The following is a 26,326-nucleotide window of genomic DNA, read 5'->3' on the forward strand; positions in this document are numbered from 1 at the left end:
ATGTCGTCCTTGTTTCGCCGTGACATGCTGTCGCGTTTCTGTGTGACCGTGGTGGCCGTCGCCGCGCTGGCGGGTTGCGCCAGTGCGCCGCCGGTGCCGCCGCAAGACACCGTGCGCCAGTTGGCCACCCAGCGGTGGCAGGCTTTGTTGGCCAAGGACTACAAGCGTGCTTACGAAATGTCGGCGCCCGCCTACCGCAAGCTCAATTCGGCCGAGATCTACACCGTTCGCAAAATGTCGGTGCCTGTGCGCTGGTTGTCGGCCAAGGTCTTGCGCGTGGATTGTGAAAGCGAAGAACGCTGTATTGCGCGTGTTGAGATCGAAAGCCGTCCCATTGCGCCCAACGCGCCCAAGATGCCGCTGGTGGGCGTGATCAGCGAAACCTGGGTCCGCGACGGCGGCCAGTGGTGGATGTTCGAGACCCTGTGAAACCCATTTTTGTGACTGTCCAGCTAAGTTGGTTAGCGCAACCGTGGAGGAGATTGCTTATCGAGCAAACGGCAACGTTGTAAAATATCAACACCGCACCTTGCTAGGCGGTCCAACAGCCCTCCCGAGGGGTGTGCTGTGCTAGCATTCAAAAGCGTAATCAACTCTCGTAGTTGCGCTAACCAACTTTTTCAACTGGAGTTTCTATGAAAAGAAATGTGATCGCTCTGGGTGTGGCTTCTGCCCTCTCCGTGCTGGCAGGTACCGCATCTGCGGCCGTGTTCGTGAACCCGACTGCAGGTACCACCACCGTCAATTCCGACGGTCTGGGCAACCAGCTGGTGTTCCCTTACTTCACCACCCAAGGTGACAACGCCACCCTGATCAACATCGTCAACACCGACACGGTGCGTGGCAAGGCGCTCAAGGTCCGTTTCCGTGGCGCTGGCAACTCCGACGACATCTATGACTTCCAGGTTCTGATGTCGCCCGGCGACATCTGGACCGCCGCCGTGACGCAAAACGCCGATGGCGTGTCGCAGCTGGCCACCAGCGACAAGACCTGCACGATCCCCTCGACCGTCAGCGGCGCTTTCGCTAACGTGAACCGTCTGGACAGCACCAAGAACACCGCTGCCCAAACCCGCGAAGGTTACATCGAAGTCATCAACATGGCTGACATCGTTGACCTGACCGGTACCAGCGATCTGTTCACCCGTGTGAAGCACGTCAGCGGCGTGGCTCCTTGCTCGGGCGCTGCCATCGAAGCTCTGGTGAGCGACTTCGCTGACTACACCGCCATGTCGGCTGCTGGCCTGGTGTACCCCACCTCGGGTCTGGCTGGTGACTGGATCATCCTGAACCAAGCCAACACCGCCGCATGGTCGGGTTCGGCTCTGGCTCTGGCCACCACCAACGCCAACGCTGTGTTCTTCCCGCAGACCGATGCCACCGCTACCGCGTCTGACGCTGTGACGGCCGATCCTCTGCTGGTGGGCGCCATTGTGCCGGCCGCTTCGTTCGACTTCCCTGACCTGTCGACCCCCTACGCCGGTACCGTGACCTCGGCCGTGGCTCAGCGCGATCTGACCACCAGCCAGCTGGCCACCACCTCGGTGCTGAACGAGTACGTGACCGACGACACCATCGCCGCCGTCACCGACCTGCTGTTCTCGCAGCCGATGCGTCGCTACTACGTTGCCGCCAACTACGCTGGCAGCAGCACCGGTACCGGTTCCGCCGCCTTCGTGCAGCGCAACACCAACGGCACCGCTGGCGCGACCTACTACAACGCCACCAACGTGACCACCGTTGTGGACCGCGTGATCTGCCTGCGCAGCGTGTCGTTCCGTGCTTGGGACCGTGAAGAGACCACCACGAGCACCCAGTTCGTGATCTCCCCCGGCGTGAGCACCAGCTACAACATCTGCGGCGAAGCAGCTGTGACCAGCATCAACAACGGCGGCGTGACCACCGGTTCCGCTCTGGACGGTTCCGTTGCTCGCAACAACATCGAAGTGCCTTACACCGATGGTTGGCTGGACTTCAACCTGGGCGCGACCTCGACGGTGGGTCTGCCTGTGATCGGCGCCAGCTTCATGCGCGCTTCCAACGGCGCTGTGAACTACGGCTTTGCCTTCCCGCACAAGAGCCGTTAATCGCGGTTTTGTGATCTGAACAAGGCGGGGGCAACCCCGCCTTGTTTTTTTGTGTTTCGCATTTGTTGTTGAGTGTTTTATGTTGTTCCAACGTGTTTGCGGCCGGTTCGCGGCCCTGGTGTCCGTCGCATGTACCGTTGTGTCTTTGTCGGCCCACGCCCAGGTGGTGGCCACCCATCCCGCAGCCAAGCTGCAGCTGACCGATCTCGCGGCCGACCTCACCCGCGTGCCCGAGGCGCAGCGCAAGACCGCGCTGGCCAATAACGAGGCTGTCAAGGCCAACGTGACCAATTTGCTCTTGCGCCGCGTGCTGGCGCAAGACGCCGTGAAGCAAGGTCTGGACAAGGATCCCGTGGTCCAGGCCATGATGGACGTGGCTCGCGACCGCGTGCTGTCTGAGCTGATGCTGCAGCGCATCGACCAGGCCAACCTGCCGAAGCAGCAGGACATCGAGGCCTATGCGCAAACGGCGTACAAGGCCAACCCCAAGCGTTTTGAGCAGCCCGAACAAATCCGGGCGCGCCACATCCTGATCAAGACCGGCCCGCCCGAGGCGCGCCAGACCGCTCAGGCCATCCTGGACCAGCTCAAGGCCGGCGCCAGCTTCGACGAGCTGGCCAAGGCCAAGTCCGAAGATCCGGGCAGCGCCAAACAAGGCGGTGATCTGGGGTTTTTTGCCAAGGGCCGCATGGTCCCGACCTTTGAGCAGGCCGCTTTCGCACTGCAAAAGCCGGGGGAACTCAGCGGGCTCATCGAGTCGCCTTTTGGCTTCCACATCATCAAGCTGGAGGAGCGCAAGCCGGCAGGTCCAGCCCCCTATGAAGAAGTCAAGGAGACCTTGCTGCGCGAAGCCCAGGGCACCTTGGCCACCGCCGGACGTGTCCAGGAGCGCGATCGCATCCTGAAGGACCTGAAGGTGGATGATGCGGTGCTGGAGGCCTTCATCAAGGCGAACGCACGCTGAGACCCACCAAACCAGCACAACACGCGAGATGACCGCAGGGGCGACGTCCAGCAGGCCGTCAGCGGATCGGCCTGCTTTCTGGTCGCACCGCTGGCTGCTGCTGTCGCTGGTCCAGCGCGAGCTGCGCAACCGCTATGCCGGCACCGCAGGGGGCTTGGTGTGGGCCTTGTTGCATCCCATGCTGATGCTGGGCATTTATGCCGTGGTGTTCCAGTGGGTGTTCCAGGTGCGTGTGCCCGATGCGCCCGCCGGTCAGCCCTATCTGTTGTCGGTGGCGTTGACCTTGTGGCCCTGGCTGGCCTTTTCCGAGGCCTTGCTGCGCGGCAGCATGGCGGTGCAGCAGCATTCGGCGTTGGTCAAGAAGGTGTCCTTTCCCAACGAGTTGCTGGTCTACAGCAGTGTCTGCGCCAGCCTGGCGGTACACGCGGCTGGGTATCTGCTGGTGCTGTTGCTGCTCACGCTGTGGGGGCTGGACGTGCACTGGCAGGCTTGGCCGGTTTGGCTGTGGGCCTGGGGCGTGCTGGGCTTGGCGGCCTTGGGGCTGGCCCTGATTCTGGGTGCCTTGCAGGTTTTCCTGCGCGACGTCGAGCAACTGCTGGGGCAATGCCTCACCCTGTTCTTCTACGCCACCCCCATCATTTACCCCATGGCCCTGGTGCCACCGGCCTTGCGCCAGGTGATGCGGGCCAATCCGCTGGCCCACGTGCTCGAAGCGGTGCGCCAGACGGGGCTGGGCCAGGGCTGGCCCAGTGTGGCCGTGTGGCTTGGCGCGCCGTTGGCGGGCGCCCTCCTGTGCTGGGCGGGCCACGTCTGGTTCCGGCGCTTGTCTCCCCATTTCGAAGACCAGCTGTGAACGGCACCAACGACGACGTTCTCATTCGCCTGCAGGGCGTGAGCAAGCATTACCCGGTGGCACCCCCTGGCCGCCAGCGACTGGCCCAGGTGTGGTCCTTGCTGAGGGGACGCGAACCGAGGCAGGTGTTTCATGCCCTGAGCGATGTGTCCTTCGACATCCGGCGCGGTGAGTCGCTGGGCCTGGTGGGCGTGAACGGCGCGGGCAAGTCCACCCTGCTCAAGCTGATGGCCGGTGTGGTGTCGCCCAGCCACGGCAGCCTGACGCGCCAGGCCCGTGTGGGCGCCCTGCTGGAGCTGGGGGCCGGTTTCCACCCCGAATACACCGGGCGCGACAACGTGTTCCTGGCCTGCGCCCTCATGGGTCTGAGCCGCAGCGCCACCCAGGACCGCATGGACCACATCCTGGGCTTTGCCGATATTGGCGAACACATCGACCAGCCCATCAAGCACTACTCCTCGGGCATGGTGGTGCGCCTGGGTTTCGCGGTGGCCACCAGCGTCACGCCCGAGGTGCTGATCACCGACGAGGTGCTGGCCGTGGGCGATGAGTCCTTCCAGAAAAAATGCATGGCCTGGATGGAGCGCTACCTGGGCGACGGCGGCACGCTGCTGCTGTGCTCGCACAGCATGTACCACATCCAGAAACTGTGCCAGCACGCCCTGTGGCTGCACGGTGGGCGGGTCCAGCAGCAGGGCGGCGCGGCCGATGTGACACGTGCCTACCTGGCCTGGCACGAGGAGCGCGACCGCGTGGCCAAGGCCGGCGCGTCGCAGGCCGAGCCCAGCGCCGAACAGGCGGCCGGTGGTGCCTACCAGGTCAAGGCCATGCGCCTCAACGGTCAGGACACGCTGGAGCCGCTGGTGCTGCCGCCCCATGGCGCACTCACCGTGTCGGGCGCCGTGTATTCACCCGATGGACGCACGCCCCAAGTGGCGGTGGGGGTGGTGCGCGCCGATGGCACGCCCATCTATGGCGTGGTGAGCGAGATGGACGGACACAGCTTGCGGCGTGGCGCCGATGGGCTATACCACTACGCCGTCAGTTTCACCTCATTGCCCCTGCTCCCTGGCCGCTACATCGCGCGCTCGCATGCCATGGACCCCGAGGGGCTGCGTCTGTTTGATCATGTCGAACGCCCCTTCGAAGTCGGCGGCAACAGCCGCGAGCTGGGCTATGTGCATCTGGCCCACACCTGGGCCGAGTCATCCGAATCCGAACACCCATGAACCCACACGCCCAAGCCCTGCTGGTGCAGGCGCAACAACAGCTGGCACAACACGACACCGCCGGCGCTGGCGTCAGCCTGGCCGCGGCGCTGGACCTGGAGCCCAGCTTCCTGGCGGCACACAACCTGCGCGAGCAGCATCGCTTGCCAGGCAATTTCTCCGACTGGACCGGCGTCAATGCCGTCATCTCGCCCGACGACGACATCTTCCGTTTTTTTGCGGCGCACCCGACCTCGCGCAACCCATTGCGCGACTACCTGTCCGACGGCTGGCGCACACAGTCCGAACTGCAGCGTGTGCTGGATGTGGCAGGCAAGAGCCTGTACCGCTGCCCGAGTTTCCTGGAGTTCGCCAGCGGCCATGGGCGCTTCACACGCCACCTGGCGCAGGTGCTGCCGGCGGGCAGCCTGACCGTCAGCGACGTGGTGCCCGGCAGCGTCGAATTCCTGTGCCACCATTTCGGGGTCAGAGGTTTCGCCTCGACCGCGTTGCCCGGCGCGCTGCACATACCCGAGCGCTACGATGTGGTGTTCGTGCTGTCGCTGTTCAGCCACCTGCCCGACGCCACCTGGGGCGCCTGGCTGGCCCGCCTCCATCAGGCGGTGGCGCCGGGTGGTGTGCTGGTGTTCTCCACCCACGGCGAAAAGTGCGCGCGCCTGTCGGGCGTCCACTGGGACGCCAACGGCTATGCCTTCTTTGCCTCCAGTGAATCGAACGCCATCGACGGCGCCGAATACGGCACCACCTACACCTCGGCCGACTACGTGAAACGGGCCATCGCCGCCGTGGCCCCACGCGCCCAGGTGTTCCACCAGCCCGACGCCTTCTGGGGCAACCAGGACGCGTTTGTTGTCACCGCCTGAGTTTCTGGATTTTTTATGTCGAACAAGTCGATGAACAAGACCATGGGCACCACGGTGCTGACGCCCCGGGCACCGGTGATGGACGCCAACCTGCTGTTCCAGAGCGGTTACCTGTCGCACCAGAAGGGCGACCTGCCGCAGGCCGAGCGTTGGTACAAGCAGGCGTTGACCCTGGCGCCACGCCATCCCCATGCCTTGCACATGCTGGGGGTGCTGGCGGCACAGGTCGGGCAGTTCGATCAGGCGACCCGCCTGATCTCGGAGGCGGTGCGCCACGCGCCGGGCGACTTCTCCATGCTCAACAACCTGGGCAACGCGCTGGTGAAGTGCGAGCGATTTGCCGAGGCCGTGGAGGTGCTGGACCGTGCCGTGGCCCTGGTGCCCGACAGCCCCCAGGTGCTGAACAACCGTGGCAACGCCCTGTTGGGGTTGCGCCGCTACCGCGACGCCGTGCTGAGTTATCAGAAGGCCATCGATCTGAAGCCCGACTACGTCGATGCCTTGTGCAACCAGGGCAAGGTGTACGCGAGCTTCCATTTCCCCAACGACGCGCTGGACTGCGCCGACAAGGCCCTGGCGATGGCGCCGGACTCCCTGTCGGCCAAGACCCTGCGCGGCCATGCCTTGGTGGCCTTGCAGCGGGCTCAGGAGGCGATGGCGGCATTTGGTGAAGTGCTGATGGTTGACGACAGTTACGCCGATGCCCACTGGGGGCGGGGTGTCGCTCTGGTGGAGTTGCATCAGTACGCCATGGCCGTGGAGTCGTTCGAGCGCTCGCTCGCGCTCAAGCCCGCCTTGACCGAGGTGTATCCAGAACTGGCCGAGGCCTTGTTCAAGGTGGGGCGTCATCGCGACGCGCTTTCGGCGGTGCAGACCGCCGTGGAGCGGCGACCGGACAACATCAAGTGGGTGATGGCGCAAGTGGCGTTGCAGGCCAAGGTCTGTGCCTGGGACCAACTGCAACCACGGCTGGATCGTTTGCTCGCGGCCTCCCGTGCAGGACAGCTGGAAGACGCAAGTGCCTTCGCCATGCTGGGCATTTCCGATGATCCCCAGGTCAACCGGCTGACCGCCGAGAGCACCGCCAAGGCGCGCTACCCGGTGAACGTCCAGCTGGGCGCGATCGCGCCGCGCGTTGCTGGCGACAAGACCAGGGTGGCCTACCTTTCCGCGGATCTGCGTGACCATGCCGTGGGGCGCCTGATGGTGGAAACCCTGGAGTTGCACGACCACCAACGCTTCGAATGGGTGGCGTTCTACTGTGGCAAGCACAAGGCCGGTGACACGATGCACGAGCGTGTGCGTGCCAGCTTCGACCACTTCATCGACATCAACGACAAGAACGATGTCGAGGTGGCGCAGCTGGCGCGCGATATGGGCATCGACATCCTGGTGGACCTGACCGGCTACACCTCCTTCGGGCGCCCCGGCATCCTGGCGCTGCGCGCGGCACCCGTGCAGGTCAACTACCTGGGCTACCCCGGCACGATGGGCGCGCCCTACGTCGACTACATCCTCGCGGACCCGGTGGTCATTCCGCCCGAGGCGCGCGAACACTACACCGAAAAGGTGGTGACGCTGCCCCACGCTTACCAGCCCAACGACCGCAAACGTGTGGTGGCCCACACGCCCACCCGCGCCGAGGCGGGCTTGCCGGACACGGGCACCGTGTTCGCCTGCTTCAACCAGAACTACAAGATCTTGCCCGCCACCTTCGATGCGTGGATGCGCATCCTGCAACAGGTGCCGGGCAGTGTCTTGTGGCTGCTGGAGGACACGCCGCTGGTGGTGGAGAACCTGCGCGCCGAGGCCGTGAAACGGGGCGTTGCCGGCGAGCGCATCGTGTTCGCCAAGCGCGTGCCGCCGCCCGAGCACCTGGCCCGCCAGCGGCTCGCCGATCTGTTCCTGGACACCTTGCCCTACAACGCACACACCACCACCAGCGACGCGCTGTGGGTGGGCCTGCCAGTGCTGACGCTGCAGGGACAGGCTTTTGCCGGCCGTGTGGCGGCCAGCCTGCTGACCGCCGCCGGTGTGCCCGAACTGATCACCCACACCACCAGCGAATACGAAGCCCTGGCCGTGGCGCTGGCGCTGGACCCGGCGCGCCTGACCGCCTTGCGCGAGCGCCTGCTGGCCCAGCGCGACACCTGCCCGTTGTTCGACACGCCGCGCCTCACGCGCGACATCGAACGCGCGTACGAGGCCATGGTGCAGCGCCACGCGCAAGGCCTGCCGCCCGAGCACATCGCGTTGAGCGCCTGACCGTGGCCGAGCCGCCGCAGCACACCTACGAACGCCCGGCGCTGGACCCGGTGCGGCGCAGCTCGCTGTCGGTGTTGTCCGCCTTCGTGGCGCCACACACCCGCGTGCTGGACCTCGGCACCGGCAGCGGCACGCTGGGGCGCCATTTGCGCGACCACAAGGCCTGCCATGTGGACGGCTTCACCGTGAGTGCCGAGGAGGCCGCGCTGGCCGCGCCTGGCTACGCCAGCGTGCGGGTGGGCAACCTGGAGGTGGCCGGCTGGTCGGCGGCGTTTGACGCGCTGTCCTACGACTGCGTGGTGTGCGCCGACGTGCTGGAGCACGTGCGCCAGCCCGAGGCGGTGCTGCGCGAATGCCGGGGCCTGCTCAAGCCGGGCGGGCTCTTGCTGGTGTCGGTGCCCAACGTGGCCTATGCCGGCCTGGTGGCCGACCTGCTGCACGGGCGCTGGGAGTACGGCCCCGAAGGCCTGCTCGACGTGTCCCACCTGCGTTTCTTCACCCGCGATGCCTTCACCAGCCTGCTGCAGCGTGAAGGCTGGCAACTGCACCGCGCCGAGCCCGTGCCCCAGCCCTGGTTCGAGACCGAGTTCGCGCGCCCCTTCGACCACCTGCCGCCGGCCGTGGCCGACTACCTGCTGGCGCAGCCCCATGCCAGCGTCTACCAGTGGGTGTTCGTGGCCGGCCTGGCGCCTGCCGACGCCGCGCCAGCCACGCCCTTGCCGCCGCTGCCCGACCTGTCGGTGGCCGCCTACGTCGCGCAGTTGTTTGTCGACCGCGGACAGGGCTACAGCGACGCCACCAAGCTGCAGGCGCTGGGCCGCATGGGTGTGCACGGCCAGACGCTGCGTTTTGCCCTGCCCGCGCAGGGCGGGCTGCGGCGCCTGCGCCTGGACCCGGCGGACCGGCCGGGGTTCTGGCACCTGCGGCAGATCGTGCTACGCGGCAGCGCTGGGCGCGTGTTGTGGCAATGGGCGGCCAACGCCGAGGGCCTGGCGCAGCTGCAGCCTGCCTTGCGTCACCAGTTGCACCTGGGTGTGGCCGATGAAGCGCGCGGCGTGTTGCCGCTGCTGCTGACCGGTGACGATCCCCAGCTGGAACTGCCCGTGCCGGCGGCGGTGCTGGCGGCCTGCGAGGGGCAGGCCTGTGTGCTGGAGGTGTGGTGCGACTGGCCCTGGTCGGCCGATTACCGCGCCGCCATCCAGGCCCTGCAGGCGCCGGGCATGCCCGTGCCGAGTCCGGCCCCGGACACCAGGGCCCCGCATCCATCGCCTTCCTTCTGGCAGCGCTTGCGCGGCCTGGCGCGCGGCTGGGTGCGCGGCGACGATGTCCTGGCCCCATCTCCCCCGAACACCACGGTGTTCCAGCCCGCCACCGATGACGTGGTCGAGATCATCGTGCCCGTCTACGGCAACCTGCCGCTGGTGCGGCGTTGCCTGCAATCGGTGCTGGCGTCGGCGGGTGCCGCGCACTGGCACCTGACCGTGCTCGACGACGCCAGCCCCGACGCCGAGACACGGGCCTGGCTGGGCGAATGGGCGCAGGCCCACCCCGAGCACACGGTGCTGCTGGGCGCCACCAACGTGGGTTTCGTGGCCACCGTCAACCGGGGCATGCGCCTGGCCGGGCGGCGCGACGTGGTGCTGCTCAACAGCGACACCGAGGTGGCGGGCGACTGGCTGGACCGCCTGCGCGCGGCGGCCCACGGCGCGGAGCGCGTGGCCTCGGTCACGCCGTTTTCCAACAACGCCACCATCTGCAGCCTGCCGCGTTTCTGCGAGGACAACCCCTTGCCCGCTGGGCACAACACGGCCAGTGTGCACGACGCGGTGTCGCGGCTGCTGCACGGGCGCACGGTGGACATCCCGACCGCGGTGGGTTTCTGCATGTACATCCGGCGCGATTGCCTGGACGAGATCGGCGAGTTCGATGCCCAGCACTTTGGCCTGGGTTATGGCGAGGAAAACGACTTCTGCATGCGAGCGGGCGCACGCGGCTGGCGCCACCTGCACGCGCTCGATGTGTTTGTCTACCACCAGGGTGGGGCCAGCTTCAGCGAGCGCCGTTTCGCGCTGCAGCAGAACGCGCTCAAGGCCTTGCTGGCCCTGCACCCCGACTACGAAGACCGCGTGCGGGCCTTCGTGGCGCAGGACCCCGCCAAGCCCCACCGCGAAGCGGTGGTCCAGACGCTGGGGCTCTGACGGCGGCCCCGGTGGCTGGGCCGCCGGAGGGGGCTGGTCAGCCGGTGGCCCGTTCGCACCACCGTGTCCACATGCCGCGCAGCGCCTGCACGAAGTGTCCCGCGAAGCGGGGTGCGTCGAACACCGGCGAGGCCAGCACCTGATCGCGCAGGGACGCGCGCAGCGCGGCCAGGCGTGGCAGGTCTTGCGCCTGGGCGATGGCCTTGGCCAGGTAGTCGTCTGCGTCGGTGGCGATCCAGTCGGGCAGCCCGGCGTTGGTCAGCAGCCCAACGCCCTGGCGGGCCAGGAAGCTGTCGCCGGCCAACGTCAGCACCGGCACGCCCATCCACAAGCTTTCCGCGGTGGTGGTGCCGCCGGTGTAGGGGAAAGGGTCGAGGCCGATGTCGACGCGGTGGTAGGTCTCCAGGTACTGCTGGCGTGGCGACACCCCTTCGAGGATCAGGCGCTCGGCGCCCACGCCGTGGCGGGCGAAACGCTGGAGCAGGCTGTCGCGCACCACGGGGTCGTCGAAGGGCTTGGCCTTGAGCATCAGGCGGCTGTCGGGCAAGCGCAGCAGCAGGCGTGACCACAGCGCGATCACCTGGTCGTTGAACTTGCTGAGGTTGTTGAAGCAGCCGAAGGTGATGTGGCCGTTGGCCAGCGCGGGCAGCGGGGCCACCTCCACCTGTTCTTCCGGCGCCGTGAAGCACAGCCGGGTTTCCGGCAGGCGCCAGATGGATTCGGTGAAGTACTTTTCCTGGTCGGGCGGCAGGGTGTGCGGGTCGGCGATCAGGTAATCGATGGCCGGCACGCCCGTGGTGGCGAAGTAGCCCAGCCAGGACACCTGCACCGGGGCTGGTTTCCAGGCGAAGGCGGGCAGGCGGTTGTGGCCCGTGTGGCCCGACAGGTCGATCAGGATGTCGACGCGGTCTTCGTGGATGCGCTGGGCCAGCTGTTCGTTGTTGAGGCCGATGGTCGATTGCCACTGTACGAAGCGGGGTTTGATGCGGGCGGTCAGGGCATCTTCCGTACGGTCGGTGTGGTAGGCCAGCAGCTCCAGGCTGTCGCTGTGGAATGCTTGCAGGGCGCCGACCACGCCCTCGACGAAGTAGCCCACCGGGTGGCTCTTGAGGTCACCCGAGACGATGCCGATGCGCAGCTTGCGTTGTGCATCGGTCGAGCCCAGCCAGGTGGTGTAGGGCACAACGCTGCCGCTGACGATGTCGCCATAGCGCTGGGCATCGGCAAACATCTGTTCGGGGGCCAGGCTGCCCAGGTAGTTCTGAGCGAACAGCATGCCGCCCAGCGCCTCGGCAAAACTGGGCTGTATCGCCAGGGCCGTGCGGTACTGTGCCAGACCCTCTTCCAGTTGCCCCATGCCGACCAGGGTGGAGCCTATGCTGGTGTGGGCCTCGGCGTAGTTGGGCTTCAGTGCCAGCGCCTGTTCGAAGTTCTTCTTGGCGTTCTCGTATTCGCCCAGATGCCGCAGCACCTCGCCCAGGCCAAAGTAGGCTGTGTGCAGCTTGGGGCTGAGCACCTGGGCGCGGTCGAAACTCGTGGCGGCGAGTTCGTATTTCCCCAACTCCAGCAAGGCCGTGCCCAGGTTGACGAAGGCATGGGCGTAGTTGGGCCGCAGCTCCAGGGCCTTGCGCAGGCTGTTGAATGCGTCCTGCAGCCGCCCGGCATCGGTCAATGCCACGCCCAGGTTGTTGTAGGCCTCGGCCGAGCGGGGATCGAGCCTGAGCGCGGCCTGGAAGCAGGCCATGGCTTCGTCGCGCTGCCCTTGCTCGCGCAACGCCGTGCCCAGGTTGTTGTGGGCCTCGGCCAGTCCGGGCTGCAGGGCCAGCGCCTGGCGGAAGCTGGCGATGGCCTCGTCGAGACGTTTGGCGTCCTGCAGCGCGTGGCCCAGGTTGCTGTGGGCTTCGGCGTCACGCGGCAGCAGTTCCACGGCGCGCTGGGCGGCAAGCAGGCCGTCCTTGTTCTGCGCCAGCAGGGCGGCGCACAGGACTTTCCAGGCCTGGCCCAGGCGCGGTTGCTGGGCGAGCAGCGCCGTCACCCGGGTTTCCACTTCCGCGAAGCGCTGCTGGTTGAACAGGGCCAGCAACTGGTTCAGCTCGTTCTGCACGGCCATCTGGCCTTGCACACCAGGCAAGGCATAGCGGTGGGAGAAAGCCGTCTGCATGACCAGCTTCTGGGGAGGTTTGGTGGGTTTCATAAGGCAATCTCGTGGCGGGCGTCATTGGTCGCCTGCAAGGGGTGTCAATTATCGACCGAGCCGACGCCGGAGGATGCCGCGCAGCGCCATCAGCTTGGCCAGCCAGGGACGGCGGGCCATTTGCGCGCGCAGTTGGTCCCGGCTGACATGGAGCAGGGCATTGCTGCGCACGTATTCCTCGGCCATCTGGCGCACGATCACCGGGTTGGCCTGGAACTGCAGGGCCTGCTGGCGCGACACGGCGTCGCGGTAGGCCTCGTCCAGCTTGAGCTGGCGCTGGGCCGAATGGTCGATCTCGGCCGGCACGCGGTACTTGGACGTCACCTTGCGCAGCTGCACGAAGTCGTGCTGCATGGTGTAGCGCGTCCACAGGTTCCAGTCTTCGAGCTGGTCCATGTCCTCGGCGAAGCCGCCCAGCTGCTCGAACAGCGAACGGTGGAACAACACCGCCTGGATGGGCATGTAGTTGTGGTGCCACATGGCCGTGCGGGAGAAGGGCTCGTCGGGGTAGGTGTCGAAACGCAGCTCGTCGTAGACGGCGCGGTCCTTGTCCTGGGTACGGGTGAAGACCCGCCACGCCAGGGCGTAGGCGCCCTTGACCTGGTGTTGCCGCACGGTCTGCAGCAGCACCTCCACGTGGTCGGCGAAGAACAGGTCGTCGTCGTCCAGGAAACACAGCCACTCGCCACGCGCCTCGGCCATGGCGCGGTTGCCGGCGACCGAACGGCCCTGGGCCGGCGACAACCGCACATAACGCACCGCCAGCCGGTCCTTGAACTCGGCGCACACGGCCTCGCCGTCGGCCGAACCGTCTTCCACCACCACTGCTTCCACGTGGGGCCAGGTCTGCTGTGCCACCGACTGCAGGGCCTGGCGCAGGAAGGCAGGCCGGTGGTGGGTGCGGATCAGGATGGACACCAGGGGCTGCGGCTGACCGGCCTGCTCGGCCTGGCTCTGGAAGGCGTGGAAGGCGCCTTCGCGCCGGGGTTCGTAGCCCCAGCCGTTGAAGCAGGGCTCGAAACCGGGGGCCGACTGGTGGCTGCGCCGGAAGTGGCGGTAGTTGCGCACGAAACGCCAGATGGCGCGTGCGATGCCCTTGCGCCGGCCCTCGAAGGACTGGGGCAGCAGCATCTCGGCCACGGCCATGCCCAGGCCTTCGAGCACCCGTTTGCGACCCGAATAGCGGGCCCGCAGGCACAGGTTGACGTAGATGCCTTCCAGCGCCTGCAGGGGCTTGACCTCCTCGGGCCGGCTGTAGGTGTGGTGCACCACCGCGCACTGCGGGATGTAGCGTATGCGCCAGCCTGCGCAGCGCAGGCGCCAGGACAGGTCCACGTCCTCGCCGTACATGAAGATGCGCGGCTCGAAGCCCCGTACCGCACGCATGGCCTCGGTGCGCAACAGCACCGCCGCGCCACTGACCCAGACGGTGTCCAGCGTGGCCGGGTCGTAGGCCTTGGGGTGTTCGTAGGGGATCTGGCGCATCTCCCAGGCGGCCACCCGGGCGTCGTCGTGGCGCGCCACATCCCACAGGCAGCGCAGCGCGCCCGGCTCCAGCACGGCGTCCTGGTTGAGCAGCAGCACATGGCTGGCCGGCGTGTCCTCCAGCAGCGCATTGACGCCGCCGCCAAACCCCAGGTTGCCGCGCCCGCCCGACACCCGAAGCGTCAGGCCACGGGCGCGGGCCTGGTCGTACAGGGCGAGCAGTTCGGGCGGCACGCCGTTTTCGTCGTCGTTGTGCCAGATGCCCCAGCTCAGCGGCACGCCCTCGGTTTGGGCCGACACCAGGGTGTCCAAGGTGGCTTGCAGGTCGCCCAGCTGAGCGCGGTAGGCGACCGTCAGTATTTCAATGCTCATGGTGTCGTGTTCAGAACGTACAAAACGTTCTCAGCGCCCGGTCAGGGCTTTCCAGCGCCGGTGGGCAGCGCGCAGCAGCGGATGCTTGGCGTTGGCTGCTTGCAGCGCCTGCTGGAGTTCGGCAATGTCGCCTTCGAGTTTGTGGATCCACTGCCCACGGGCGTCGTGGTCGCGGGCGAGGGTGTCGAGTTCCTGCCGCATGGCCGCAGCCTCGCGCCGCGCGGCGTCCAGGTCGCCCTGCAGGCGCAGCAGCTCCAGCCGGAAGAAGTGGCTGTCCAGGTGCGTTTGTGCGAGGTGCTGCAACTCGGCGTCCTGGGGCGGCAGCGTGGTGGGCGTGTGGGTCATTCTGTAGTGGGTTTCCAGGCGGGCGACCATGTCGGCCACACTGGGTTCCGGCGGGCCGCTCGGCGCGGGCGGCGGGCGTTGCAGCGTCTGGTCGATGCGCTGGGCCAGTTCGGCGGGCGGCAGCGCGGGATCGTACACCTCGCCCCGGCCGTGCCGGCGCACCCGTTCACCCAGGGCGCCCTGATCGGGCACCAGCACGGGCCAGCCAGCCAGCCAGACGTCGGACAGGGCATAGCAGAAGCTTTCGGGCTGTCCGGCCGGGAACAGCACCAGCCGGACCCCGTGGCCTCGCAGCAGGCCCGGCAGATCGACTGGTTCGAACGGCCCGTGCACCCACAGGCGTTCCGGCACCTTCCAGCCCTGGGCGAGTTGGCCATCGGCGTAACCGATCAGCACCACACGGCGATGCGGCGGCAGCGCCGCGCACACGTCCAGCAGGTGCTGCAACCCTTTGTGGGGGCCCATGGCACCGACCACCGCGATGTCGAACACGCCGGCGGGCAGGGGGGCGGCCGTTGCACTCGGTGCCTCGACAGGCGCCACCCCGTTGGGGAGCAGGATGCAGTCCAGTGGTTCGACCCCGTGTGCGTCGAGATGCCGGGCCACCACCTGGCGCAGGTAGTCGCTGGGCGCGGTCAGCAGCGTGGCCCGCCGCATGAAATCCAACTGGGCCCGTTGTTCGTCCGCTTGTCCTTCGGTGAAGGTGATGTCGTGCAGGGTGAGCGCCAGCGGGCTGCGGGTGCTGGCCATCAGCGCCTGCGCCGCCGCGCGCACCGTGGGCGACGCGGCATGGGCGTGCAGCCAGGCCGGCCGGCCCAGGGCGGATGCGTCTTGCGGTCCCAGGGCGGACAGCGCCGTGAAGTGGTGGCCTGGGGCTTCCAGGACCCACTGCCCGTTGCTCACATGCAGCACGCGGTCCTGGGGCCGGTGCCGCCACAGCTCGCGCACGAAGCGGTCCACGCCGCCGCCGTTGGGCGGCACGAGGTGCAGCACCCAGTCGCTGTGGGTCGGGTCGGTCGGGGGGGCGGATGCGGCGGGCATGGAGGTTGGGGCAGCAGGGCAGGCGCCCGATTATCCGGGCAAGCCCGGAGCGGCCCTGGCGAGCCACTACACTCGCCGCGATGAATGCCTATGGACACGACTGTTGCGGGCGTGCCCAGGCCGTGACCCAGCGGGCTGCCTGGTGCTTATGAAGTTCAATCTTTGTCTTATTCGCCCCGAAGGCCATGTGCACGCCTCCGCCTACGACGAGGTGCTGGACGTGCTTGAGGCTGCCTTGACCTCACTCGGGCACCCGGTCGCACGCTCTGTCAATGGTATTCAACCCGACGCAAGAAACATTGTGTTCGGGTTCTACTTCCTGGATCACGCCCTTGCCCCCCAGTTGCCACGGGACACCTTGCTGTTCAACACCGAGCAACTGGTGCGTGACGACAGCCCGATGGCGAGATCGACTTTGTGGTGGTGCCAGCAGGGCTTCGAGGTCTGGGACTATTCCCCCGCAGGCGTGGCGCATCTGAAGGGTTTGGGTGTTTCCGCGAAGCTGTTCAGGCTGGGTTTCCATCCGGCACTGGCCCGCATCGCCCCCGCGGCCGAGCAGGATATTGACGTGCTGTTCTACGGCTCCATCAATGAACGCCGGCGAAACATCATTGAAGCGCTCAAGCAGCGGGGCCTGCATGTGTTCCTGGCCTTCGGCGCCTATGGCAAGCCTCGCGATGCCCTCATCGCGCGTTCCAAGGTCGTTCTGAACATGCACTACTACGACTCCAAGATATTCGAGGTCGTGCGCTGCTTCTACCTCATGGCCAATGCCAAGGCCGTTGTGTCCGAAGCGGGTGCTGATACGCTGATGGATGAGGTCTACCGGCCAGGACTTTTGACGGCGCCCTATGAGGAACTGGCCGCTCACTGCGTATCCTTGGTGACCGACGCCCCGCGGCGCGCGGCGCTCGAACGGCAGGCGCTGCATACCCTGCGCCAGATCGATCAGGTGGACATCGTGCGCCGGTTGCTGGCGTCGTGACGCTGCGCAGGCACCTGTTCGGGCCACCGCCGAGGCCAGGCCACTTTCTTGTTCGGCGTGTGAGGGACCCGCCAGCGTCCGGTCCGCATAATGCGGGCCAACCACTGGTTTTCGGAACACACACACATGGATTTCCTGCAGCAACTGCTTGGTCTGGACCGGCTCACCGAAGTGGTGGACATCGGCGCCAATCCCATCGATGGCGATCCGCCCTACAAGCCCATGCTGAAGCAGGGGCTGTGCCGGGTCACTGGCTTCGAGCCGCAGCCTGAGGCGCTGGCCCAGCTGAACCAGGCCAAGGGGCCGAACGAACGTTACCTGCCCTATGCCGTGGGCGACGGCGGCACCCACACCTTGAACGTGAGCCGGGCATCGGGCATGACCAGCCTGTTCGAGCTGCACTCCGACACCTTGGCGATGTTTCCCTTTTTTGGAAAGGCGGGCGAGGTGCTGGAGCGTGTGCCGGTGTCGACCCATGCGCTGGATGGCTTGTCGGACATCGAGCGCCTGGATTTTCTCAAGATCGATATCCAGGGGGCGGAGCTGTCGGTGTTCCAGCACGGCAGCGAGAAGCTCAAGAGCGCGGTGATGGTGCAGACCGAGCTGTCGTTCATCCCGCTGTACAAGGACCAGCCGGTGCTGGGCGACATCGACCTCGAACTGCGGCGCCAGGGTTTTGTGCCGCACTGTTTTGCCGCTATCAAGCGGTGGCCTGTGTCGCCCTGCCTGTTGAATGGCAATCCCCGCCATGCCCTGAACCAGCTGCTGGAGGCCGACCTCGTCTACATGCGCGACCTGCGCTACCCGGAGCGCTTCACCGACGACATGCTGCGACACCTGGCCATGCTGGCCTACCACTGCTACAACTCGTTCGACGTCTCCATGCGTTGTATCGAACTGCTGCAGTCCCGGGGGCGCCTGGCGCCCAACACGGTGGCTGCCTTCACGAAGGCCATTCCGCCCGAGCGGGTGCCGCGCCCGGCCTGATCACCCCCTTGCGGTGGGCGTGGGTGCTTCACGCACGCCGTGCGGCCAGGTGCAGCACACCGGCCACCACACACAGGTTGGCGGTCAACATCGTCCTGTCGATGCTGGTGGCGAGGTGCCAGGTCAAGTCGTTGGGCGTGATGAGGTAGACGGTGACGATGGCCAAGGTGTACAAGGCGGCAAACGCAAAAACCGGCCATGCCCTCAGCAATTGGGCGCGCCTGAACGCCCAGGCCATCGCACCGAGCAACGCCACGCCATACAGGCCCGAGTGTTTCAGCACCGCACCCGCGATGGCCTGAATGCCCGCCGGGTCACGCACCCTGCCCCACCCCCTTTCCAGGATGCCCGGGACAAACAGGTCGCCCTGTATGTGGTGCAGGTGCAAGGGCATGCGCCACAACACGGCATAGAGCACGAAGGGCACCAGGGACCAGGCCAGCCATTTCCATCGGCCCCACAAGGCGGGGAGGGCACACACCCACAACAGCAGCGCCGCCAGCAAGCCTTCGTTTTTCAGGAAGATGATGTTGGACACCACCAGCACCCACAGGACACAGTCCTGCGGGTCGTCTTCCGTGGTGGAGGGACCCAGATGCCGTTCCCACATCCTTGACAGCAGCACACAGGCACAAGCGCAATAGAGGGCGAGCACGGCGTCCATGTAACCGTTCAACAAGAGCCTGTCACCCATCAGCAGCAGGGCGGTGGCCATCAGATTGAATGCCGCGCGGCTGGCCATTGCCCACCCCAGCGCCAGGATGGCCGGCAGCAGCACCATGACCACGGACAGCCTGGGGAACACCTCGTTCCAGTGGCCGACGCTCTTTGCCAGCGAAGCAGCCAGGGCCGGGACCAGCAGCGGGTAGTCGTTGTGGCTCCAGCCGGCGTAGTTGTCCAGCTGTGCGTACAGGTTGTTGTCGAAAAAGATCCGCTTGGCGTGAAAAAACCAGATGGATCTGGCATCCCAGTCCGTGATGGGCGCGCTCAGTGCAATCGCGGCCAACGCGCCGATCAGGAGCACCACCGACAGCCCATTCCTGGGCGGTCGCCATGAAAAGACGAGGGTGAGCGCGGCGAGCGCGGCATACAGGGCCGGATGGGCATACCAGCCCATGGCCCACAAGACCATGTTCAGGAGGTTCATCAACATCAGGCCGCAGGCCAGACGCCAAAGAAGGTCACTGGGGCTGTGGGGTGCAGTCATGCAATGAGACCTTGATTCCAGACTGGATCAAGCGGCAGGTGTTTGAAACGTCTTCGCCCTGGATCGCAAACATGAATCCCGCGTTGTCCGAGATTCTGACCGGGTACAAATACTCAATCGATCGTTGGTAGACGAGCACGTCGTTGGTGAGTGCGTTCGACAGCCGGAAGGTTTTGATCGCTCTTGCCTGGGCCACCACGGCCATTTCCTGGACCGCCACAGGCAAGGCATCGGCGCCGCGTCCCTGCTGGAAGGCCAGCGGTATGTCTTCGTGGTCTTTGAGATGGTGTTTGGTGAAGCTGAACAGGACCAGCCAAAACACAACAAACGACATCGAGGTGAGGGAAAAAAGCCTTTTCATCGGCACCCTGGCCCCCTTGTCATTGGCACGCATAGTCTGGCTGCGCACCGCTGTTCCTGAAAGGGTCCACCAGCGCATCCGAATAGGTGCCCAGCAGCAAGCGCTCCTTGGGCAGCCAATGGGCCCGGAAATAGCGGCTGAAGCTTGCCAGGCTTTCACCCTTGGCGGTCAGGCGGACACAGCCGTTCTGGATGGCGATGGTGCCCGATGCCAGCTGCTCCGTGAGGCGCACGTCGACCAGGCGGTGTTCTTTCAGGTATTCGTCGGTGAACACCTGCGCGAAACGCGCCTGCTGGATGCCGCCGCCACGTTGCTGGAGCTTTTCCAGGATGTAGAAGGACAGCGAGCGGTCGATCACGGTGGGCACGGAAATCGCCATGGCGTAGCCGGACAGCAACCAGATGACCACCAGCAGCAGCCGCTCGAAATGGTTGAACACCCGGAAGCCCTTGAGCACATACAGCAGCGCCCCGGTCGCCAGGGCCGCCATCACGGCGTCGGCGATGGCGGCGTAGAAGACCACATCCACCTTGAAGAAGTTGGCGTGCAGGTAATACGTCGGGATGAGCACTGACAGAAACAGCGCGGTGGCCAGCGCGGCCCGAATGAGTTTCATTGCTTGAACACCAGAAATTTGTTGCCGAGGTAGCTCGCGGCGACCTGGATGGCAGTGGCCACGAGGAATCCGCCTCGATAGTCCCAACCCAGGAAGTCGGTCCACACCAGCAGCAGCAGGCCGTGGAACACGGCCAAGGCCCCATACAGGCCGCTGAACTTCATCGCCTGGCCAAGGATGCCGCTCTCGGTCCGGGAGAAGACAAAATACCGGCTGCCCAGAAACGACGCACCGATGCCGAACAGCGCGGCCACAAAATTCGCCAGACCCGCTGAAACAAAGCCCAGGACGTTCAGGTTGAGCGACAGCACGCCGTAGTGCACGGCGGTGGCGGCCACGCCGTTGATGCCGTATCGGACCAGCTCACCAGCGTTTCGATTCATGCCGGCACAGAGGAGGGTTGGGTTTCGGCCACGTGTTCAATGAAGTCCCGGTAAGCGATGGCGGTGGCGACCGCGCCGCCACGCACCACCCCGGTCAGCATCAAGGTCATCAGGGCCAGTGCCCCCGTCTGGAGGAACATCAGCACGAGGATGCCCAGCGCCACCGAAAACCAGCCGGGGGTGGAAAAGCCCAGCACCTTCAGCACCACCGCGGCCCCCGCGCCCAGGATGGACAGGCTGGCGATCAGGGCGCAAGCAATGCCGACCCGCACCAGCACATCCTCGGCGAACACCATGAGGCCCTTGAAGCCGTGCAGCGCGAGGCCGACAAAGTTCATCTTGGACTTCCCGGCATAACGTGGGCCACGGTCCAGGGCACACACCGCCGTGCGCAGCTTGGACGCGAGGACCGTGCCTGCCACGTGGATGGGCAATTCCTGCATGGCGACCAAGCGCTTGACGGCCTGGAGTTTGAGCGCCATGAAGTTGCCAAAGCTGATGGGACGCCCGGTCAGCAGACCAAAGAGGCGTTTGTAGACCCAGTAGAACGCCTTGAAGCGGAACGATTCCACGCGGCTTCTGCGCTGTGCCACCACCACGTCGATGTGGTCGGGCTCCAGCTTGCTGAGCAGCGAGGGAATGCTGGCGGGCAGGTCTTCGCCGTCGGAATCCATCACGACCACCCGCTGGTGTGGCTGTACGAATTCCGCCGCATACCCCAGCCCAATGGCAATGGCGCGCTGGTGCCCCACGTTGCGCCGCAGCTTCAGGACGACGCCCATGACACCCGCGGCTTCCAGGTGAGCGGCCTCCAGTGGCTGGTGGACCGACCCATCGTCCACCGCCACCACGAAGATGCCATCGCCAAACCGCGTGGACAGCTCCTTGAACAGGCGGCTGCTCGCTTCGATGTCCTCGTACACCGGGGTGACAACGATCAGTGGCTGTTCGGCATGGTTCATGGCATCAGGACGTCTTGGAAGTGCACCGCCGGCGCGGCTTGCGGGTGGGCGCGTGGCGCGTCCCATCCGTCGGCTGTTCAGTGGGGTTGTGTCTGGAAGTACGCGATAGTCTTGACCAGGCCCGTGGCCAGTGGCACGGTCGGTTGCCACCCCAGCGTCTGGGCCGCCTGGGCAATGTCCGGCTTGCGCTGTTTCGGGTCGTCCGAGGGCAGTGGCCTGAAATCGATGCCGGCCGTGCTGCCGGTCAGCGCCGCCACCTGTTGTGCCAGTTCCAGCATGGTGAACTCTCCCGGGTTGCCCAGGTTCACGGGTCCGGTGAAGCTGGCGTCGGTGGCCATGGTTTTCATGATGCCGGCGACGAGATCGTCCACATAGCAGAAGCTGCGGGTCTGGCTGCCGTCGCCATAGATGGTCATGGGCTGACCCTTGAGGGCCTGCACGATGAAGTTGCTGACCACGCGGCCATCGTCCGGCGCCATGTGGGGGCCGTAGGTGTTGAAGATGCGCACCACCTTGATGGCGGTGCGATGTTGCCGGTGGAAATCGAAGAACAGGGTTTCGGCCGCCCGCTTGCCTTCGTCGTAGCAGCTGCGCAGGCCGATGGGGTTCACGTGACCCCAGTAGCTTTCGGGCTGCGGGTGCACGTGGGGATCACCGTAGACCTCCGAGGTGGACGCCTGCAGCACCTTGGCGCCACAGCGTGTGGCCAGCTCCAGCACATTCAATGCGCCCAGCACACAGGTTTTCCAGGTGTGGATGGGGTCCTTCTGGTAGTGGGGCGGGGACGCCGGGCAGGCCAGGTTGTAGATCTCATCAACCTCCAGGTCGTCCAGCGCCTGGATGACGTCGCGCTCGATGAAGCTGAATTGGGGGTGATCCCGCAGGGCCGCGATGTTGCTCAGCCGGCCCGAGTGCAGGTTGTCGAGGCAGATGACCTGGTGCGACTGCGCCAGCAGTTCGCGGCACAGGTGTGAGCCCACAAAGCCGGCGCCGCCGGTGACGAGGATGCGTTTCATGGAGAGGTTCTTTATCGGCCGATGCCGGTCACGGTGAATCCGAGGGCCCGCAGCTGCGCGTGGTCCAGGTGGTTGCGGCCGTCGAGCACGACGGGCGTCTTCATGCGGGCGTGCAGGGCGGTCCAGTCGACCTCCCGGTATTCGGGCCATTCGGTCACCAGCAGCACCGCGTCGGCCTGTGCCGCAGCCTCCAGCGGCGAGTCGGCCAGCACCAGGCTGCCGGCGGAGATGACCTCGTCGAACACCTCGCGGGCCACGTCCGCGGCCACGGGGTCGTGCGCATGCACCGTCGCGCCCGAGGCGATGAGGGCCTGGATCAGTTCGATCGAGGGTGCCTCCCGCATGTCGTCGGTGCCGGGCTTGAAGGCCAGGCCCCAGACGGCAAAGTGGTGGCCGTTGAGGTTGCGGCCAAAGCGGTCCACCACCTTTTTGTGCAGGTACTGCTTCTGTTGCCGGTTGCGGGCTTCCACACCCTGCAGCACCAGTGGCTCGACACCCACGCTTTGCGCGATGCGGGCGAGGGCCTGAACATCCTTGGGAAAACAGGAGCCACCGTAGCCGCAGCCGGCCCGCAGGAAGGCCGGGCCGATGCGCTGGTCGGATCCCACGCCCACCCGCACCTGGTCGATGTCGATACCGGAGCGGTCGCAGATGTTGGCCATCTCGTTCATGAAGGAGATGCGCGTGGCCAGCATGGCGTTGGCGGCGTACTTGATCAGCTCGGCCTCCTTGACGCCCACCTGGATGAGCTGCTCGGGGCGCTCGGTGAAGGGCGCGTAGAGGGCGCGCAGCTGGGTGGCCGCGGTCGCGCTGGCGCAGCCCAGGATCACCCGGTCGGGCTGCATGAAGTCGCCAATGGCCGCGCCTTCCTTGAGGAATTCGGGGTTGCTGGCCACTTCGAAATCGATGAAGGTCTTGCGCTGGAACAGCTGCCAGGCCACCGCGCCCTGCACCATCTCGGCGGTGCCCACCGGCACGGTGGACTTGTTGATCACGATGGCCGGGCGGTCGAGCTGCTGCCCGATCTCGCGCGCCACGGCCAGCACGTACTTGAGGTCGGCCGAGCCGTCCTCGCCCATGGGCGTGCCCACGGCGATGAAGATCAGCGTGGGCGCCGCCCCGTCGGCCGGCAGGCGGTCCAGCCCGGCACGAACCGATCCTTCGAATTGCAGTTTGCCAGCGTCGATGGACTGCCGCATCAGCTCGCTCAGGCCCGGCTCGTAGAACGGGGCTTCGCCAGTCTTGAGCTTGGCCAGCTTGGCGGCATCGTTGTCGATGCAGACCACGTGGTGCCCTTTGTGGGCCAGGCAGGTGCCCGTGACCAGGCCCACATAGCCCGATCCGATCATCAATATGTTCATCTTGCTTACTTCTGGACGCAATGCCGTCGATGCCCGAGTGTAGCGATCAGGGGGTGGGGGCCGGTAGAATCGCAGGCTTTGCCTTTGTCACACATGGTCGGATTGCGGGCTTCTCAGGGCGGTTTCAGAAAGCGGGTGCTGGCACCTGCGGCGCTGGCCTGCCTGCTCGCCGGCACCGGCTCCCTGGCACAGGCCCAGGTGTGGATGCGGGCCGACGAAGAAGGTGTGCTGCATTTCTCCAACCAGCGCCAGAGCGGCCAGGACCAGCTGGTGCTGCGCAGCGCCGAGCCCGCCGAGGCGGCGTTGCCGTCCGACTGGGCACAGGCGCCCGCCAGCGCCGACATGGAGCGCGCCGCCCAGCGCATCCAGGCGTCGGCCCAGTTTGATGCCGTCAAGCCGGCCATGGAGCAGGCGGCCACCCACTTTGGTGTCGATCACGCGCTGGTGACCGCCGTGATGGCGGCCGAGTCGGCCTTCAACGCCCAGGCGGTGTCGCCCAAGGGCGCCATCGGCCTGATGCAGGTGATGCCCGCCACCGCCAAGCGCTTTGGCGTGACGGCGCGTCCCGGGCAGTCGGTGGAGCGCCAGTTGCGCGACCCCGAGACCAACATCCGGGCCGGCACGCGCTACCTGGCCCACCTGATCCAGCTGTTCGAAGGCCAGCTGGAGCTGGCCGTGGCCGCCTACAACGCGGGCGAGGGCGCCGTCATGCGCGCCGGCAACCGCGTGCCCAACTACCGCGAGACACGGCAGTACGTGGTCAAGGTGCTGGGCCTGTACAACGCCCTGCGCAGCCCCGGCTGATTCGCCGGGCACCCGACCAGGCGGGGGCCGTCTGCACGTCCCCCGCTTTCCTCGTATTTACAGCCCTGCCGCCGCCCGCAGCGCCGCCGCCTTGTCGGTGCGATCCCACGAAAACTCGGGTTCCTCGCGGCCGAAGTGGCCGTAGGCCGCGGTCTTTTCGTAGATGGGGCGCAGCAGGTCCAGCATCTGGATGATGCCCTTCGGCCGCAGGTCGAAGTGCTGGTTCACCAGGGCGGCGATCTGTTCGTCGGGGATCACGCCCGTGCCTTCGGTGTAGACCGTCACGTTCATGGGGTGGGCCACGCCGATGGCGTAGGCCACTTGGATTTGGCATTGCTTGGCCAGGCCGGCGGCGACGATGTTCTTGGCCACGTAGCGGCAGGCGTAGGCGGCCGAGCGGTCGACCTTGGTCGGGTCCTTGCCCGAGAAGGCACCGCCGCCGTGCGGGCAGGCGCCGCCGTAGGTGTCGACGATGATCTTGCGCCCGGTCAGGCCGCAGTCGCCTTGCGGGCCACCGATGACAAAACGGCCGGTCGGGTTGATCAGGTACTTGGTGTCCTGCAGCCATTCCTTGGGCAGCACCGGTTTGATGATTTCCTCGATCACCGCCTCGATGAAGCTGGCCTTCATCTTGGTCTGGGTCTCGCTCTGGTCGGGGCTGTGCTGGGTGGACAGCACCACGGTGTCGATGCTGTGGGGCTTGCCGTCCACATAGCGCATGGTCACCTGGCTCTTGGCGTCCGGGCGCAGGAAGGGCAGGCGGCCGTCCTTGCGCAGCTGCGCCTGGCGCTCCACCAGCCGGTGGGCGTAGTAGATGGGCGCGGGCATCAGCTCGGGCGTCTCGTCGCAGGCGTAGCCGAACATCAGGCCCTGGTCGCCGGCGCCGGTGTTCAGGTGGTCGTCGGACGCATGGTCCACGCCCTGGGCGATGTCGTTGCTCTGCTTGTCGTAGGCCACCAGCACAGCGCAGCCCTTGTAGTCGATGCCGTATTCGGTGTTGTCGTAGCCGATGCGCTTGATGGTGTCGCGGGCCACCTGGATGTAGTCCACGTGGGCGTTGGTGGTGATTTCACCCGCGAGCACCACCAGGCCGGTGTTGGTCAGGGTCTCGGCGGCCACGCGGCTGCGCGGGTCTTGCTTGAAGATGGCATCCAGGATGGCATCCGAGATCTGGTCGGCCACTTTGTCGGGATGGCCCTCGGACACCGATTCGGATGTGAAGAGAAAGTCGTTCGCCATGTCAATAAACTCCGTAGGTCAGGTTGTCGAGGCGTTGCCTCGGGCCTGGGAGCCCTGGCGAACGCTTTAGCAGATTTGTCAATTTATGACAGGGCACAATCGCTGCGCGGTCCGCGTCAGCCCGTGTGCATGTCGCCCTGCAAGTTGCTCGGTTAACTCAGCGACACCTTCATTGTAGCCACCCCCTCTTCATGCCTGCCCTGTTCCGATTGTTGTCACTGTGCCCCTTGTGGCTGCTGCATGGCCTGGGCACGGTGCTGGGCTGGCTGAGCTTTGTGCTGTCGCCGACCTACCGCCGCCGCCTGCTGGCCAACGCGGCCCAGGCTGGCTATGGCCTGGGCCAGGTGCGCGGGGCCATCGCCCAGGCCGGGCGCATGACGGCCGAGTTGCCTCGGCTGTGGCTGGGGGCGCCGGTGCCCTTCTTCTGGGAGGGCGCGCAGGCGCTGGAGGACGCCTACCGGCAAGGCCGTGGCGTGGTGTTCCTCACGCCTCACATGGGTTGTTTCGAG

Annotated in this window: 22 protein-coding genes and 1 pseudogene; 12 read left to right on the top strand and 11 right to left on the bottom strand. The window is 66.2% G+C overall.

The genetic code is table 11. The annotated features are described in order from the left end of the window. From AAHB17_RS16395 to AAHB17_RS16430, 8 genes are all read left to right on the top strand, one after another. The gene (locus AAHB17_RS16395) at nt 1-429 is read left to right on the top strand and encodes a hypothetical protein (RefSeq protein WP_342131712.1); all 429 of its coding nucleotides are present in this window, start codon (nt 1-3) and stop codon (nt 427-429) included. A 284-nt stretch (nt 430-713) separates the two neighbouring features. Continuing rightward, complete coding sequence (locus tag AAHB17_RS16400) at nt 714-2,087, top strand: cell surface protein (protein ID WP_342131713.1); 1,374 nt, start codon at nt 714-716, stop codon at nt 2,085-2,087. Nucleotides 2,088-2,226: 139 nt separating this feature from the next. Next, on the top strand, nt 2,227-3,051 hold the full coding sequence (locus AAHB17_RS16405; protein WP_342131714.1) for a peptidylprolyl isomerase: 825 nt from the start codon (nt 2,227-2,229) through the stop codon (nt 3,049-3,051). A 28-nt stretch (nt 3,052-3,079) separates the two neighbouring features. Then, complete coding sequence (locus AAHB17_RS16410) at nt 3,080-3,904, top strand: ABC transporter permease (RefSeq protein WP_342131715.1); 825 nt, start codon at nt 3,080-3,082, stop codon at nt 3,902-3,904. After that, nucleotides 3,901-5,133, top strand: a complete 1,233-nt coding sequence (locus AAHB17_RS16415) for an ABC transporter ATP-binding protein (protein ID WP_342131716.1) — start codon at nt 3,901-3,903, stop codon at nt 5,131-5,133. The genes AAHB17_RS16410 and AAHB17_RS16415 overlap by 4 nt, the downstream gene beginning before the upstream one ends. Next, nucleotides 5,130-5,996, top strand: a complete 867-nt coding sequence (locus tag AAHB17_RS16420; protein ID WP_342131717.1) for a class I SAM-dependent methyltransferase — start codon at nt 5,130-5,132, stop codon at nt 5,994-5,996. The genes AAHB17_RS16415 and AAHB17_RS16420 overlap by 4 nt, the downstream gene beginning before the upstream one ends. A gap of 15 nt (nt 5,997-6,011) precedes the next feature. Further along, a complete protein-coding gene (locus tag AAHB17_RS16425; protein WP_342131718.1) occupies nt 6,012-8,261 on the top strand; it encodes an O-linked N-acetylglucosamine transferase family protein in 2,250 nt (749 codons plus the stop codon). Nucleotides 8,262-8,263: 2 nt separating this feature from the next. Next, nucleotides 8,264-10,459, top strand: coding sequence for a methyltransferase domain-containing protein (locus AAHB17_RS16430; RefSeq protein WP_342131719.1), 2,196 nt, complete (start codon nt 8,264-8,266; stop codon nt 10,457-10,459). Nucleotides 10,460-10,496: 37 nt separating this feature from the next. Here AAHB17_RS16430 and AAHB17_RS16435 read toward each other — a convergent pair whose 3' ends face one another. From AAHB17_RS16435 to AAHB17_RS16445, 3 genes are read right to left on the bottom strand one after another with little or no spacing between them, the layout of a single operon-like run. Further along, nucleotides 10,497-12,653, bottom strand: coding sequence for an O-linked N-acetylglucosamine transferase, SPINDLY family protein (locus AAHB17_RS16435; RefSeq protein WP_342131720.1), 2,157 nt, complete (start codon nt 12,651-12,653; stop codon nt 10,497-10,499). A gap of 48 nt (nt 12,654-12,701) precedes the next feature. Then, the gene (locus tag AAHB17_RS16440) at nt 12,702-14,510 is read right to left on the bottom strand and encodes a glycosyltransferase family 2 protein (RefSeq protein WP_342131721.1); all 1,809 of its coding nucleotides are present in this window, start codon (nt 14,508-14,510) and stop codon (nt 12,702-12,704) included. 30 nt (nt 14,511-14,540) lie between these two features. Continuing rightward, nucleotides 14,541-15,896, bottom strand: coding sequence for a glycosyltransferase family 4 protein (locus tag AAHB17_RS16445; RefSeq protein ID WP_342131722.1), 1,356 nt, complete (start codon nt 15,894-15,896; stop codon nt 14,541-14,543). Between the two features lie 148 nt (nt 15,897-16,044). On the opposite strand from AAHB17_RS16445, the gene AAHB17_RS16450 reads away from it, so the two are divergent. Both AAHB17_RS16450 and AAHB17_RS16455 read left to right on the top strand, forming a co-directional pair. Further along, a complete protein-coding gene (locus AAHB17_RS16450) occupies nt 16,045-16,881 on the top strand; it encodes a hypothetical protein (RefSeq protein WP_342131723.1) in 837 nt (278 codons plus the stop codon). Between the two features lie 126 nt (nt 16,882-17,007). Beyond that, nucleotides 17,008-17,868: an FkbM family methyltransferase gene (locus AAHB17_RS16455; RefSeq protein ID WP_342131724.1), complete on the top strand. Its 861-nt coding sequence runs from the start codon at nt 17,008-17,010 to the stop codon at nt 17,866-17,868. Nucleotides 17,869-17,896: 28 nt separating this feature from the next. Here the strand turns inward: AAHB17_RS16455 and AAHB17_RS16460 are convergent, their stop codons facing one another. The 7 genes from AAHB17_RS16460 to AAHB17_RS16490 form a co-directional block, all read right to left on the bottom strand. Next, complete coding sequence (locus tag AAHB17_RS16460; protein ID WP_342131725.1) at nt 17,897-19,015, bottom strand: hypothetical protein; 1,119 nt, start codon at nt 19,013-19,015, stop codon at nt 17,897-17,899. 34 nt (nt 19,016-19,049) lie between these two features. After that, nucleotides 19,050-19,484, bottom strand: a complete 435-nt coding sequence (locus AAHB17_RS16465; protein ID WP_342131726.1) for a hypothetical protein — start codon at nt 19,482-19,484, stop codon at nt 19,050-19,052. Further along, entirely contained in the window at nt 19,456-20,052 is a 597-nt protein-coding gene (locus tag AAHB17_RS16470) for a hypothetical protein (protein WP_342131727.1), read from the bottom strand. The genes AAHB17_RS16465 and AAHB17_RS16470 overlap by 29 nt, the downstream gene beginning before the upstream one ends. Beyond that, entirely contained in the window at nt 20,049-20,435 is a 387-nt protein-coding gene (locus AAHB17_RS16475) for a GtrA family protein (RefSeq protein ID WP_342131728.1), read from the bottom strand. Before AAHB17_RS16475 ends, AAHB17_RS16470 begins: the two co-directional genes overlap by 4 nt. Continuing rightward, nucleotides 20,432-21,397 carry a glycosyltransferase gene (locus AAHB17_RS16480; RefSeq protein ID WP_342131729.1) on the bottom strand — a complete coding sequence of 322 codons (966 nt, stop codon included), beginning with the start codon at nt 21,395-21,397 and terminating at the stop codon, nt 20,432-20,434. The genes AAHB17_RS16475 and AAHB17_RS16480 overlap by 4 nt, the downstream gene beginning before the upstream one ends. A gap of 77 nt (nt 21,398-21,474) precedes the next feature. Further along, on the bottom strand, nt 21,475-22,413 hold the full coding sequence (locus AAHB17_RS16485; RefSeq protein ID WP_342131730.1) for a UDP-glucuronic acid decarboxylase family protein: 939 nt from the start codon (nt 22,411-22,413) through the stop codon (nt 21,475-21,477). Nucleotides 22,414-22,424: 11 nt separating this feature from the next. Further along, nucleotides 22,425-23,774 (bottom strand): UDP-glucose dehydrogenase family protein, encoded by a 1,350-nt coding sequence (locus AAHB17_RS16490; protein ID WP_342131731.1) that lies wholly within the window; start codon nt 23,772-23,774, stop codon nt 22,425-22,427. A gap of 135 nt (nt 23,775-23,909) precedes the next feature. On the opposite strand from AAHB17_RS16490, the gene AAHB17_RS16495 reads away from it, so the two are divergent. After that, nucleotides 23,910-24,578 carry a lytic transglycosylase domain-containing protein gene (locus tag AAHB17_RS16495; protein ID WP_342131732.1) on the top strand — a complete coding sequence of 223 codons (669 nt, stop codon included), beginning with the start codon at nt 23,910-23,912 and terminating at the stop codon, nt 24,576-24,578. Nucleotides 24,579-24,635: 57 nt separating this feature from the next. On the opposite strand, the gene metK is transcribed toward AAHB17_RS16495, so the two are convergent. Further along, nucleotides 24,636-25,817, bottom strand: a complete 1,182-nt coding sequence (gene metK / locus AAHB17_RS16500) for a methionine adenosyltransferase (protein ID WP_342131733.1) — start codon at nt 25,815-25,817, stop codon at nt 24,636-24,638. A gap of 191 nt (nt 25,818-26,008) precedes the next feature. Here metK and AAHB17_RS16505 point away from each other — a divergent pair. Beyond that, nucleotides 26,009-26,326, top strand: a pseudogene (locus AAHB17_RS16505) (lysophospholipid acyltransferase family protein); the annotation flags it as partial.

The sequence above is a fragment of the Hydrogenophaga sp. OTU3427 genome (assembly GCF_038440225.1).
Classification (GTDB): domain Bacteria; phylum Pseudomonadota; class Gammaproteobacteria; order Burkholderiales; family Burkholderiaceae_C; genus Hydrogenophaga.

Bases quoted from the DNA above. Each gene is read 5' to 3' on its own strand.
- AAHB17_RS16445 (WP_342131722.1), bottom strand. From the start codon at position 15,896: ATGCCCGCCGCATCCGCCCCCCCGACCGACCCGACCCACAGCGACTGG.
- AAHB17_RS16455 (WP_342131724.1), top strand. From the start codon at position 17,008: ATGGATTTCCTGCAGCAACTGCTTGGTCTGGACCGGCTCACCGAAGTG.
- AAHB17_RS16435 (WP_342131720.1), bottom strand. From the start codon at position 12,653: ATGAAACCCACCAAACCTCCCCAGAAGCTGGTCATGCAGACGGCTTTC.
- AAHB17_RS16425 (WP_342131718.1), top strand. From the start codon at position 6,012: ATGTCGAACAAGTCGATGAACAAGACCATGGGCACCACGGTGCTGACG.
- AAHB17_RS16450 (WP_342131723.1), top strand. From the start codon at position 16,045: ATGAAGTTCAATCTTTGTCTTATTCGCCCCGAAGGCCATGTGCACGCC.
- AAHB17_RS16410 (WP_342131715.1), top strand. From the start codon at position 3,080: ATGACCGCAGGGGCGACGTCCAGCAGGCCGTCAGCGGATCGGCCTGCT.
- AAHB17_RS16475 (WP_342131728.1), bottom strand. From the start codon at position 20,435: ATGAATCGAAACGCTGGTGAGCTGGTCCGATACGGCATCAACGGCGTG.
- AAHB17_RS16490 (WP_342131731.1), bottom strand. From the start codon at position 23,774: ATGAACATATTGATGATCGGATCGGGCTATGTGGGCCTGGTCACGGGC.
- metK (WP_342131733.1), bottom strand. From the start codon at position 25,817: ATGGCGAACGACTTTCTCTTCACATCCGAATCGGTGTCCGAGGGCCAT.
- AAHB17_RS16460 (WP_342131725.1), bottom strand. From the start codon at position 19,015: ATGAACCTCCTGAACATGGTCTTGTGGGCCATGGGCTGGTATGCCCAT.
- AAHB17_RS16395 (WP_342131712.1), top strand. From the start codon at position 1: ATGTCGTCCTTGTTTCGCCGTGACATGCTGTCGCGTTTCTGTGTGACC.
- AAHB17_RS16440 (WP_342131721.1), bottom strand. From the start codon at position 14,510: ATGAGCATTGAAATACTGACGGTCGCCTACCGCGCTCAGCTGGGCGAC.
- AAHB17_RS16480 (WP_342131729.1), bottom strand. From the start codon at position 21,397: ATGAACCATGCCGAACAGCCACTGATCGTTGTCACCCCGGTGTACGAG.
- AAHB17_RS16485 (WP_342131730.1), bottom strand. From the start codon at position 22,413: ATGAAACGCATCCTCGTCACCGGCGGCGCCGGCTTTGTGGGCTCACAC.
- AAHB17_RS16470 (WP_342131727.1), bottom strand. From the start codon at position 20,052: ATGAAACTCATTCGGGCCGCGCTGGCCACCGCGCTGTTTCTGTCAGTG.
- AAHB17_RS16420 (WP_342131717.1), top strand. From the start codon at position 5,130: ATGAACCCACACGCCCAAGCCCTGCTGGTGCAGGCGCAACAACAGCTG.